The 12036-nt window shown below is 58.7% G+C and carries 7 protein-coding genes; 4 read left to right on the top strand and 3 right to left on the bottom strand.

The features are described from left to right. Position 1: 1 nt before the first annotated feature. Together GA0061102_RS26405 and GA0061102_RS26400 are read right to left on the bottom strand one after the other, a co-directional pair. The gene (locus GA0061102_RS26405; protein ID WP_092854728.1) at positions 2 to 1321 is read right to left on the bottom strand and encodes a lysine N(6)-hydroxylase/L-ornithine N(5)-oxygenase family protein; all 1320 of its coding nucleotides are present in this window, start codon (positions 1319 to 1321) and stop codon (positions 2 to 4) included. Positions 1322 to 1354: 33 nt separating this feature from the next. Next, positions 1355 to 5350 (bottom strand): non-ribosomal peptide synthetase, encoded by a 3996-nt coding sequence (locus GA0061102_RS26400; RefSeq protein ID WP_092854726.1) that lies wholly within the window; start codon positions 5348 to 5350, stop codon positions 1355 to 1357. A gap of 327 nt (positions 5351 to 5677) precedes the next feature. Here GA0061102_RS26400 and GA0061102_RS26395 point away from each other — a divergent pair, with 327 nt between their 5' ends. The 4 genes from GA0061102_RS26395 to lysA all read left to right on the top strand — a co-directional run bounded on the left by GA0061102_RS26395 (position 5678) and on the right by lysA (position 10752). Next, positions 5678 to 6832 carry a GNAT family N-acetyltransferase gene (locus tag GA0061102_RS26395; RefSeq protein ID WP_092854724.1) on the top strand — a complete coding sequence of 385 codons (1155 nt, stop codon included), beginning with the start codon at positions 5678 to 5680 and terminating at the stop codon, positions 6830 to 6832. After that, entirely contained in the window at positions 6832 to 8202 is a 1371-nt protein-coding gene (locus GA0061102_RS26390) for an MATE family efflux transporter (RefSeq protein ID WP_245298145.1), read from the top strand. The genes GA0061102_RS26395 and GA0061102_RS26390 overlap by 1 nt, the downstream gene beginning before the upstream one ends. Positions 8203 to 8217: 15 nt before the next feature. Then, positions 8218 to 9399 (top strand): PLP-dependent transferase, encoded by a 1182-nt coding sequence (locus GA0061102_RS26385; protein ID WP_092854722.1) that lies wholly within the window; start codon positions 8218 to 8220, stop codon positions 9397 to 9399. Between the two features lie 108 nt (positions 9400 to 9507). Then, positions 9508 to 10752, top strand: coding sequence for a diaminopimelate decarboxylase (gene lysA, locus GA0061102_RS26380; RefSeq protein ID WP_092854720.1), 1245 nt, complete (start codon positions 9508 to 9510; stop codon positions 10750 to 10752). A 639-nt stretch (positions 10753 to 11391) separates the two neighbouring features. On the opposite strand, the gene GA0061102_RS26370 is transcribed toward lysA, so the two are convergent. After that, positions 11392 to 11838: a hypothetical protein gene (locus GA0061102_RS26370; RefSeq protein ID WP_139115107.1), complete on the bottom strand. Its 447-nt coding sequence runs from the start codon at positions 11836 to 11838 to the stop codon at positions 11392 to 11394. Between the last annotated feature and the right edge of the window lie 198 nt (positions 11839 to 12036).

Raw genomic sequence — 12036 nt, 5'->3', positions numbered from 1 at the left:
TTTATTCCGCCGCCTGTCCCATATGCGAGGAAAGTTGCGTCGAATGTGTCTGTGTTTCCCATTGAACGATGGGATCGAGCTGGCCGAGACTGAAATGATCGCGGCCGAGCAGCGCATTGGCGATGACGGCGCTGCGCCATGCGGCAAGGCTGAGCTGCGGTTCGGCGATGCCGTGGCTGTGGCGGCCTGCATTGAGAACGAAGATGCGGTTTTCACGCGGACCGTCCCAGGCCAGCGAGAAATCGTTTTCCAGCACCGGCTCGCCTATCGAGTTCAGCTCGATGCGGTTCTCAAGCGAATGAAGGAATTCAGGTAGGACGAACCGATAGCCCGTGGAAAGCACAATCATGTCGACCGCCAGCGTCTCGATGCTGTTGTCGAAGCCGTTGCGCATGGTCAACGCGATTTCGGGACCATCCCGCTCGGCTGCAATGACATCGCGGAACGGGCGCAGCGATATGCCATGATCAGGCTCGCCGGCGCTCTCGAGCTTTCTCTCGTAGAGCCGGCGATAGAGCTTCTTCAGGGTCGATGCGGAGATGCCGTCACTCGCGAGAACCTGTCGGCCGGTATGGACGAGCCGCAACTCCTCAGGTAGCCGGTGGAAGCGCTCCATATAGCCGGGCGTGAAGAGCTCGTTGGTGAAGGGCGTTGCATCCAGCGGCTCGAAATTCGGTCGGCGGCTGATCCAGTGGACTGCCGTGACGCTATTCAGGTCAAGAAGCGCATCGACGATCTCGGCGCCGCTTTGGCCGCCGCCTATGACAGCAACGCGCGGGACTTTGATCTCGCCGAGACGCGCGGCGGCCTCGCTGCTGTGAAAGCTCATCGATTTCGGCAGTTGTTCGGCCCAGGCGGGGCGAGCCGGCATTTTGCCGACGCCGACGGAAAGATTGCGGGCGGTGATCGCGCCATCATCCGTGGCAATGGAGAAGACGCCGTCATTGGCATGGACTTCATGCATGCTTGTGCCGAAGCAAAGCGAAGTGAGCCCACGCGCGACCCATGCTAGATAATCGGCGAATTCCTTGCGGGGAACGGCCTCATATTCGGCATTCAGAAACTGATAAAAGCGTTTGTGTGCAACGAGATAGGCAAGAAAGCTCCATGGGCTGGTCGGGTTGGTGGCTGTCACCAGATCCTTGAGGATGGATGTCTGCATCTCAGCGCCGGGCAGCATCATGCCCGGATGCCAGGCGAAGGATGGGTTCCGTTCGAAGAAGCGCACCGACAGCTCAGGTATGGAATCGAGCTGGGCGGCAAGGCTGAGGTTGAATGGACCAATTCCGGCCCCTGCGAGGTCGAGTACATACGATGTCATGATGCAGCTCCAGAATGATTTAGAAAGAGGGAGTTACTTGGCGATGCCTGCGGAGAGGGAACGCGGCGCAAAGGCATCGTCCAGCCGTCGCGCGAAGCGCTGGTGGAAGGGTGTCTTGCCGATGATCGTCAGATGGTTGGTGCCGGTAACGATCTCCGATGCAGTGGCGTTCGGCGAATAGCGGCGCCAATCGATGACGTTGAGGGCGCGCGTAAGGGAATCTTCGGCGGCGAAGGCATGAATGCGGAAATCGGATGGCGGGAGACGATAGTTTCGGAAGATCATCGCATTGTCGATGAGGATCCAGAATGTGTGCTCCTCCGAGCCGATATCAGGGCCGTCCGTCGGTAGTTTGACGTTATGCTTGACGACGTGGTGGAGGAACTGTTCGTAGACCTCCTCGTTCATGGCGGCGAAAAGCCTTTTCCAATCCTCGCGCATCGGCGTGGTTGCAAGCCAGCTCTGCACGGCGGCATGGGTGCGATCCCGGATGCCGTCTTCGAAGCGCGGCATGATGCCGACGGTGAACTCCTCGTCCATGTCGCAGACATCGACCATGCCGATCATGCGCAAATCGATGTCATTGCCGAGCTGCCGGGCGGCCTCATAGGCAAGCAGCCCGCCCCATGACCAGCCGAGGAATGCACAAGGGCGACCCTTGGCCTTCTTGCGGATAGCCTCCGCATAGCGAGCGGTGATATCCTCGACGCGGGTGCTGAGCGTTTTGGTCTCGGTCAGCGAGTAGCAGATGAAGCCCGTCGCCGGCTGCTCCGGGCCGAGATAGTCAACCAAGCGCATATATTCGCGCGTGCTGACGAGGAGGCCGGGGAAGCAGTAGAGAACCGGCCGGTCGCCGTTACGGCGGAGGTAGACGATATCGACGCCGGTCTCGTCGCGGCTACCGTCGATGGCAAGCGCCAGGTCGCGGATGGTCGGATGATTGAACATAGCGGCGATCGAAAGCGGCCATTCTGGATGGCGCATCTTCAGGCGTGAGACGATCCGCACCGCAGCCAGCGACTGCCCGCCGATATCGAAGAAATTCTCCGTGACGCCGATGTCGCCGATGTCGAGGATTTCCTTCCAGGCATCGAGGATCGCTCTCTCCTTGTCGTTGGCCGGTGCGACGATCTCGCGCTCGATGCGCGGTGCCGGCAGGGCCGCACGATCGAGCTTGCTGTTCGGACCCATCGGCAGCTTGTCGATCAACATGATCGTCTGCGGCACCATGTAGTCGGGCAGGGCGGTCATGGCGGTGCGACGCAGTTCGGTGACATTTAAGCTTTCGCCCTCGCGAGGAACGACATAGGCGACGAGCGAACTGCGGCCGTCCTTATTGTGCAACAGCACGACCACTTCGGCGACGCGCTGGTCCGACCGAAGCGCGGCCTCAATCTCTCCGGGCTCGATGCGAAAGCCGCGTAATTTGATCTGGTGGTCGACGCGCCCGGCGAATTCGACGATGCCGTCTTCCCGCCAGCGGCCGAGATCGCCGGATTTATAGAGCCGACCGCCTTCCGAAAAGGGATCGGGGATAAAGCGGTCCGCCGTCAGCTCCGGCTGGCCGAGATAGCCGCGCGCCAGGCCGCTGCCGCCGATGTAAATCTCGCCGATCACGCCGACCGGAACAGGCGAAAGATCGGCATCGAGCACATAGATACGCCGATCGCCCACACCGCGCCCGATCGGCGCGACTGCTCCCTCGAAGCGAGTTCCCGCCGGGATCTTCCAGATCATCGGAGTCATGATCGTTTCGGTTGGTCCATAGCCGTTGATCAGCAGCTGCGCTTTGAGATTTTCAGTGATCATGTCGAACACGGCCTGCGACAGTGCCTCGCCACCGAAGGAATAGAGCCGCAACCGCGGTATGTCGCCGTTCTCGCCGGCATATTCGGCCAGGCCGCGCACGTAGCTTGTAGGAAGGCTTGCATTGTTGACGCCGTGCCGCTTCATCATCGCGAAGGCGTCTTCAGCCGTGGCGAGCTTGTCCTGCGTCAGCACCACGCCGCCGCCCGCCATCAGCGGCACCATCCAGCGCTCATGTCCGCCGTCAGAGGTGAATGGAAGCACGGGATATTCGCAGGACTCCTCGCTCATCTCGTAGATGCGCAATGTCGCCTTGCAGTGATGCGCCAGCGGAGCATGCTCGACCGCGACGCCTTTGGGCACGCCCGTCGATCCGGAGGTGTAGATCACGTAGGCGAGCTGCTGCGGGGCGATCGCCGTGGCTGGCGCTTCGCTGCTTTCCGCGGAAAGGTCGATTGCATCGAGGTTGAGGAAGGGCGTCGCAATATCGTTCGGCAGGTTTGCGATGTGCCGCGTCCGGGAAATGACGAGCGTCAGACCAGGCGCCGTCAGGATATGGCGGTTGCGCGCCTCCGGGTGATCCGGTTCGACCGGCGTGAATGCGCCGCCTGACTTCAATACGGCAAGAATGGCGATCATCGCGTCGATCGACTTTTCGAGCGCGATTGCCACGCGCTTCTCCGGTCCGATCCCCATGGCAATCAGGCGATGTGCCAGCCGATTGGCCGCCGCCTCGAGTTCGCCGTGGGTGATCGATTTTTCACCTTGTGCGACCGCGAAGGCTTTCGGCCGCCGTCTGGCCTGCGCGGCGATGACTTCATGGATAGGCACGCCATCGTCGGGCTCGGGCGCATCGGGATAGGGCGCCGACAGCCTGTCGAGCTCCTCCGGCGACACGAACGGGATGTGCTTGATCTCCTCATTGGGGTTGCTGTGCAGACGCACGAGCGCGATTGCCAGATCATCGGCAAAGCGGGTGATCTGCTTTCGGTCATGCTTTTGCGGGTCGAAGCCGAAGCTGAGGCGAAGCTTGGTGTCGGATGTCTGCGAAACGGTGATGACCAGCTCGGCGTCGCGGCGCGCCTGCGGCTCGATCAGGCTACGGATATCCTGGGCCGACTGCGTAAATCGCAGGGGTGGACGGATGTCGAGAAGCGTCTTGACCAATCCCGTCGTGTCGAAGGATTCGTCCCGCCGCAGCAATGCGTCCGCAAGAGCTTCAAAGGACATTGATTGGCGGGCAGCGGTGTCGATTTCCTCAGCGAATGCCTCGCGGACGCCCTGAAGCGTCATGGCGCCGCTCAGCTCAGCCGTCAGGATCAGGATGTCCTCGCTTCGGGCTGCGACCACACGCGTTTCCGGGCGGGTGACCAAGCCTATCCGCTGTGTGGCGTAGCCGGAATGGCGACGCAGTGCGATCCCGAGTGCGGCAAGGACGGCGCCGGATATTTCGGTTGTTGGCTGCGCCCGCGCGGGCGGCGATGGCATCAGCACATCAAGCATGTGCTCGAACCATGCTTCGTCGACCAAATCTGTTCCGGTTAATGTTTGCGGCAGAAGCGAAGCGATATTTTCCTGCACCGTCAGGCGCTGAAACCAGAAATCGACCGACTCGACCGCCGGATTGCGTGGAGCGCCGTTGCCGGTCATCCATGACACCGCGTCGGGCATCGCTGTTTCGGCAACATCAAGTGGGACATCGGTGTCGCTATAGATATTGCGAAGGAAATCGGTAGCGAGAAGATCGAGTACTGCGATATCCGCAAGAATCGCGTGAAGAGACAATATGGTGCCGATCGCCTGGCCGTTTCTCGTCAGCAGAATGAAACGGGCCGGATTGCCACCGGCAAGATCCATCAGGCGCTGTCGTTCCGCGGAAGCGACGGCCGCCAGCCCCTCGTCAACATCCTCGTTTGCCGCCAGACCCTTCTCGACAGCATCGACATTGCCGACGTTTTTCAGGATCTGCTGAACAGCACCGCCTGCACGCGCCTCAAATTCACAGGTGACGAGGGGATGGTGACGAGAAAGTGCCGAAAGTCCCTCTCTCGCCACAGCAAGGGAAACTGGAGGGAAGGCGAAGCCGAGAATCTGTCGTCCGTAGATGACCTCGTTACCTGTCTCCGACAGTAGCCAGATTCGCGACTGCGCCGGCGATAGCGAGCACTTCGCGACAAGATCGGAGTCGTTTAATGCTCTGGCGTTCCGGTCAACAATTGTCATTTCTTTACTCGTCTCCTCGAAGATTTTGCGGTATTTCTCGAATATTTTAAATATAATAAAGTATATATACCAATCATCCGTAATGGATGTGGGGGCTATATTCCTTATGTTTCTGGCTTTGCTGCGCCGATGAGATCGGTATTCCCGATAATTACATAGAAGCATTTGCATGACGAACGACGGCGCGGGAAATTCAGGAGATTCTCAAAAAATCTTTTCGAAAAATATTTTGAATTTAGCCGGGAACCATTCGTCACTGCGAGACAAACGCCGGATGCATGATCTGTTGAGCCCGGCGGCGCACGATTTCGAAAAACGGAGAAAATTATGGATGTCGCTGTGACGATGATGAGCGAAAAGATGGCGACACAGTCATTTGAGTTGCGCTTGCCGCCGGCAGGGTTTGCAAGCAACGCACTCGGTTCCGATCAGCCGCTTATTGTTTCGCTGGGGCAGGCGCAAGGTAGCTTTCATGTCGAATATCAGGGGGTCGAAATTGCCTCTGCTTGTCTGTCCGCTCGCGATGCCAAGCTTTTGGTTTTTGACACCATATCTGATGCAGTCTCGCCGGTTTCCAATGAGGATATCGTCAATGCGGTATTGGAAGCCATTCTGGCATGCAATCCGGAACTGAACTGCTTCGAGATCGAATTTGCAGACCATGGTCTTGTGAAGCGCCTGCTGGAATTGGGCGCGGTCGAGCGGCACGGAGGCCACCAGGTGGTGCGTCCCGAATCCTTCTTTCAGCAGGCAAAGCCCTGGCTCGGAGGCGCCGTCAACGCCTATCCGGAAGTGTCGGTCCTGACCAAGGGCGTCCTTCATCCGCAAAGGCCGCCGAAACCTGCCGGTCGGGTCTATAGCCGGTTCATTCCCTGGCTTAATACCCAGCTTGGCTTCCACGTTGTTGATATCGAGGCCGATCTCGAGCATTTCCATCGCTGGATGAACGATCCTCGCGTGGCAGCCATTTGGGAAGATAGCGGGGATCTCTCTTATCACCGCGATTTCATCGCTGGCCGCCTTGCCGACCCGCGTACGCTGCCGCTGATCGGGACCTTCGGCGGCGTTCCCTTCGGCTATTTCGAACTTTATTGGGCCAAGGAGGACCGGATCGGCCCGCATTATGATGCTGATGGTTTTGATCGCGGCTGGCATGTGGCGATCGGTGAGGACAATTTCCGCGGAAAAGCCTTTGTCAGTGCCTGGCTGCCATCGCTGATGCACTACATGTTTCTTGCCGACCCGCGCACCCGGCGTATCGTCGGCGAGCCGATCCATCATCATGCGCAGCAGATTCGCAATCTTGATCGGTCTGGCTTCGCCAAGGTCAAACACATCCAGTTTCCGCACAAGAAGGCGCTGTTGGTCATGCTCCTGCGTGAGCGTTTCTTCATGGATCGGCTGCTTTCGCCTGATCTTGACGGGCTTCTTGGCGAGGATGGCCTGCCTATGCTCGGTTCGCTGCCGAGGAGCACCGCATAATGAAAACAGCCGTCGACATGAATGATCCGCGTATCATGCGGCTCGTTCTGACGGTCGCGCTTCCGGCGGTTGCGGGATTGACTGCCAGCGCCGGGCATCATGCGATTAACGCCATCTTTTTGGGTGCTCTCGGGCCGGACACGCTGGCGGGTATCAGCCTGGTCATGCCGCTGTTTTTGCTGGTTGCGGCAGCCGGCCAAGGGCTCGGCATCGGCCTTGCCACGCTTCTGGCGCGCCATCTAGGCGAGGGCGATCTTACGGCCGCCTCGTCGATTGCAGCAACCGCGCTTGCTGCCACCGTCCCGCTCGGCGTTCTTTTGTCTATGCTGATCTATCTCGGGCTGCCCGACTTTGTCGTTGCGCTCGGTGCGAGCGACAGCCTGTTGGCACCGGGTCTCGATTACGGGCGGCTGCTTGCTTTCGGTGTGACGCTTGGGCTGCTGCAGGCGATCTGCGATTTCATCGCGATAGCCGAGGGCAATTCGCGCTTTTCGATGATCGTGCTGATCGCGAGCTTTGCGCTCAATGCCCTCCTTGATCCCGTCTTTATCTTTTTCTTTAAACTCGGCGCATCGGGCGCCGCTGTTGCGACCATTCTTTCTTCCATCGCGGCAATTGCCTGCTATCTCGTCTATTTCGCTCGCAAATGGGGGAAGGTCAGGGTGTCGAGCGGTTTGGTGCGCTGGCGCTTGCTGTGGCCGATGGCCAGGATCGGTATTCCTGCTGCGGCTACCAGCGTCGTAACTGGTCTCGGCCTTCTCGTACTGATGCGTGAAGCTGCGGTTCATGGCGGCGATACCGGAGTGGCGGCGACCGCGATTGCCGTCAGATTGATGACGTTGGGGCAGCTTCCCGTCTTCGGCTTTTGCCTTGGCGCCCAGAGTATCGTAAGCCATGCCTTCGGCGCCGGCGATGCATCGCGCCTTAAAAGCGTAATCCGCTTTATGCTGGCTATAACGGTGCCTGTCGGGCTGCTCTATTCCGTCTTGCTGTTTGTCGCTGCAGAGCCTTTGGCCCGCCTGTTTACCGATAGTCCACAGGTCATCAGCGAAGCGGTTGCGTGGCTGCGCGCGCTCTTTCCCGTCTTTCCCTTGGCTGCCTTTCAATCCGTGCTGCTCGTCATGCTCCAATCTCGGGGCCGGGCGGGCTTGTCTGCGCTCGTGGGGCTTGCGCCGCAAGGCTATCTGCTGGTGCCGCTTCTGCTCGTTCTGCCGATCTGGATGGGCTTTGGCGGTATCTCGATAGCCCCCGCAGCCGCTGCCATTCTTGCTGCCATGCTTGGCCTTTTCGTCGCCAGAAGAGAATGGCTTGCCATTCTGCCGGCGGATCCGCTGGCCCGTGTGGCCGGCCAATCGACATTTCACTCCTGACTTATGAGGAACGCCATGAACGAGACACCGAGATTCGATGCTTATCGACACACTACTCCCAATGCGCCGATGCACCATCGCGCCGATCCGTTCGATGCCGCTGTGCCGCCGATCTATCAGACATCGCTGTTCCTGTTCGACAATTACAAGGAGCTGGAGGACGTCTTTGCCGGCCGCTCGAAGAAACCGATTTATTCGCGTGGCGACAATCCGACGGTGCGGATGCTAGAGCGCAAGATCACCGAGATGGAGGGAGCCGAAGAGGCGCGCGCCTTCTCAAGCGGTATGGGTGCCATCGCGGCAGCGGTTCTCGCCTTCGTCGGACCGGGAGATCGCATTGTCACGGTGCGGCACGTCTATAGCGACGCGTTCCGCTTCTTCGAAAAGGTTTTGAAGCGCTTCGGCGTCATTATCGATTATATCGACGGCACCGATAGCGAAGCCATGATCGCGGCTCTTCCCGGCGCCCGGCTCGCCTACCTCGAAAACCCGACCTCGATGGTGTTCGAGCTTCAGGATCTGACGGCCATTGCCGAAGCGGCGCGGCGCCACGGCGTGGTGACGATGGTCGACAATTCCTGGGCGACGCCGCTCTACCAAAACCCGCTCGCTCTCGGCATCGATCTCGTCATCCATGCGGCATCGAAATATCTCGGAGGCCACAGCGACACGGTGGCGGGCCTTGTTGCCGGCTCGAAGGCGCATATCGACCAGATCAACAGCGAAATCTACCCCTATACGGGAGCCAAGCTTGCGCCGTTCGAGGCTTGGCTGGTCCTGCGTAATCTGGAAACGCTGCCTTTCCGGATGCGCCACCACCACGAAGCCGGTCTGGAGGTGGCATCCTGGCTAAACGCTCATGGGGACGTAACCCATGTCATGCACCCCGCGCTCTACGACCATCCTGGCAAGCACACTTTTAGCGGATTTGGTGGACTGTTCTCGTTCGAGGTTTCGAACCGTATCGATGTCGCAGACTTCGTCGACGCGCTGCGCCTCATTCGCATCGGAGTGAGCTGGGGAGGCCCAGAGAGCTTGGTCGTGCCAGCCAAGGCGGCACTCAGCATTTCGCCGGAGACAAACGTCTTTGCGCGATTTGGTGTCAGCGATCGCACGATCCGGCTGAATGTTGGGCTCCATGCGGCAAAGGACATCATAGCCGACCTGGATCAAGCGCTGAGCGCCGCGGGACGATAATAAGCTCCCCAGATTTCTTATCGGCAGGCGGGCGAAGTGGCATTGCCGCTCCGCCCATACTATTATCCAATGTTGATTTCATTCCCGCCCCAGGCAGACCGAGAAACGATGACCATCCCTTCCGATGAAACACTAAGCGCGCTCGTAACCGAATATGGAACGCCGCTCTGGATCTATGATGCCGCCGCGATCCGCGGCCGCATCGCGCAACTGTCAGCCTTCGATATCGTGCGCTTTGCGCAGAAGGCCTGTTCGAACATTCATATCTTGCGGGAGATGCGCAAGGCAGGCGTCTTTGTCGACGCAGTTTCTCTCGGTGAAATCGAGCGGGCAATGCGGGCCGGATTTACCGCGGGCGGTGCATCCAATGCAGCCGAAATTGTCTTTACCGCCGATGTTTTCGACCGGCCGACCTTGGAGCGGGTCGTCGCCGACGGCATAGAGGTCAATATCGGCTCGATCGACATGCTGCATCAGCTGGGCGAACGATCGCCGGGTCATAGGGTATGGCTGCGCATCAACCCGGGTTTCGGGCACGGCCACAGCAACAAGACCAACACCGGCGGCGAAAATAGCAAGCATGGCATCTGGTTCGAGCAATTGCAGGAAGCCGTGGCGCTGACGCAAAAATACTCCTTGAAGCTCGTTGGCCTGCATATGCATATCGGCTCGGGCGTCGACTACGGCCATCTGCAGCGCGTCTGTGGGGCAATGGTTGGCTTTTGCCGCGAACTCAACGTCGATATCGAGGCGATCTCTGCCGGTGGCGGGCTTTCGGTGCCCTATCGGGAAGGCGAGGAGGAGATCGATCCCTCGCACTATTATTCACTTTGGGATGCAGCGCGGCGCCAGATAGAGGCCCGCTTTGGCCACCCGATCCGTCTGGAGATCGAACCTGGCCGCTTCCTGACCGCAGATTCCGGCGTACTGCTCGCTGAAGTGAGGGCAGTCAAAATGATGGGCCGCAACCGGTTCGTGCTTGTCGATGCCGGCTTTAATGATCTTGCCCGGCCGGCGATGTATGGCAGCTACCACAATATCTCGGTCGTCCCGGGAAAGGCGGCGCGGAGCGCGGTATCGGAACTATTGCCGACTGTCGTTGCTGGCCCCTTATGCGAGTCGGGCGATGTTTTCACCCAGGCAGAAACCGGAATCGTACAGCAACGCGATCTGCCCGAGGCTCACGTCGGCGACTATCTTGTCTTTCACGGCGCCGGTGCTTATGGTGCAACGATGTCTTCTAACTACAACAGCCGGCTTTATGCACCCGAAGTGCTTATCGATGGCGCGAAGCATCGATTGATCCGCAAGCGTCAGAGCCTAAACGATCTGTTGGTTTTGGAAGATGTTTGAGCGAAGGAGCGGGTATTTCGGCGGCGCTCGAGCAGGATGGACGATGTTCTGCTATCGTGAGTGCCTTCTAAAGATGAGCACGACTTTTCGTCTCGCCAGTAGAGGGGCTTTCCGCGGTTGCGAAATGGGTATGGTGATCGCGGTAGGGCGTCTTAGCGCCCGGTCCAATTCTGTTATCACTGGCCGCAAGGCGCGAAAGTTCTGCACCATTATCCCGGGCCGACTTGATCAGAAAGCCGAAATCGTCGAAGGCGCGGATCAGTCGTCACAGTATTTCGAGTTTTTCGTTAAGATTGATCGCTCCGGCTCATGCCGCTTATTGTAGTGGAAAGCCCGGTCAGCTGCCGAAACTCATGTTGCAAGCGCGCGGCAACTTCCCGCGCGAAACATCATCAAATCGCAAAAATTGCGTGAGAACAGAGGGCACCCTGCCAGATGGGGCTCATTCGCCGTCTACACTGAGTGACACGAGCAACGGGCGACAACTGAGGCCAGGCGAGCGCCACCAGACCTATACGAGCGCCGGTGCGAACAGTCTGGCCGCAAAATTTGAGGCGGGTTTGGCTCAGACATCGAAAAAGGCGAAACGCGAAAAACGATAGTACTGCTTTGAGCATAGGTTGGCGAAATACCTGAAATCTAGGGAGCGGAAGGCATTCCAAACTCCGTCAATGAACGTCCGAACATCTCATCCACCGAGTCTTGCGCACTTTCGGCTGCGTCCAAAAGATGGCCTTCGCGCGAACTCGCGTTAAGGAGCGCTTCTATATGGGAAAGCCAGAATCCATCTGTTTGGAATAGGCGTTCATTGGAAATCGTGTATCGATGCGATAGGAACGTGAGCACTCGACCGGCTTCAATATCTGTCAGCGAGGACGCGTTATCTATTTTCGCTGTGTTATCGATAGACAATCCGGCTAGCATCGTAGACGGATTGGCAACGATTCTTTTACCCAAGAGAGCAGCGGGAATTGCCGCCTTTGAGCCGATGGTAATCAATGCATCAATATCCGAGACAAAAGGATCAGAGCCGAACTGCCGCAACTCGGGAGGCAATCCGAAAAAATTCGGGAAAGACTCTGACATCCGCTGATCTAGCTTTGAACAATCACCCATATCGGAATGATAAGTCGCAAAAGCGCACCAATCGTCCGGCAGTGTTGATTTCCGCTAGGAACTGACCCGGCGTTTGGAGTGAACCCCTGGGGCTGGACCAGCGATGCGCGTCAAACTAAGCCGCCTGCTGGGCGAGTTGGGTTTCAAATTCTGCTGGCGATCGATAGC

It is taken from the genome of Martinezella miluonensis, from assembly GCF_900094545.1.
GTDB classification, from domain to species: Bacteria; Pseudomonadota; Alphaproteobacteria; order Rhizobiales; family Rhizobiaceae; genus Rhizobium; species Rhizobium miluonense.
The sequence above is the reverse complement of the archived record's forward strand: the minus strand, read 5'-3'. Positions and strand labels throughout refer to the sequence as shown.

Coding starts and splice junctions, on each gene's coding strand:
- GA0061102_RS26400 (WP_092854726.1), bottom strand. CDS start 5,350: ATGACAATTGTTGACCGGAACGCCAGAGCATTAAACGACTCCGATCTT.
- lysA (WP_092854720.1), top strand. CDS start 9,508: ATGACCATCCCTTCCGATGAAACACTAAGCGCGCTCGTAACCGAATAT.
- GA0061102_RS26395 (WP_092854724.1), top strand. CDS start 5,678: ATGGATGTCGCTGTGACGATGATGAGCGAAAAGATGGCGACACAGTCA.
- GA0061102_RS26385 (WP_092854722.1), top strand. CDS start 8,218: ATGAACGAGACACCGAGATTCGATGCTTATCGACACACTACTCCCAAT.
- GA0061102_RS26405 (WP_092854728.1), bottom strand. CDS start 1,321: ATGACATCGTATGTACTCGACCTCGCAGGGGCCGGAATTGGTCCATTC.
- GA0061102_RS26390 (WP_245298145.1), top strand. CDS start 6,832: ATGAAAACAGCCGTCGACATGAATGATCCGCGTATCATGCGGCTCGTT.
- GA0061102_RS26370 (WP_139115107.1), bottom strand. CDS start 11,838: ATGTCAGAGTCTTTCCCGAATTTTTTCGGATTGCCTCCCGAGTTGCGG.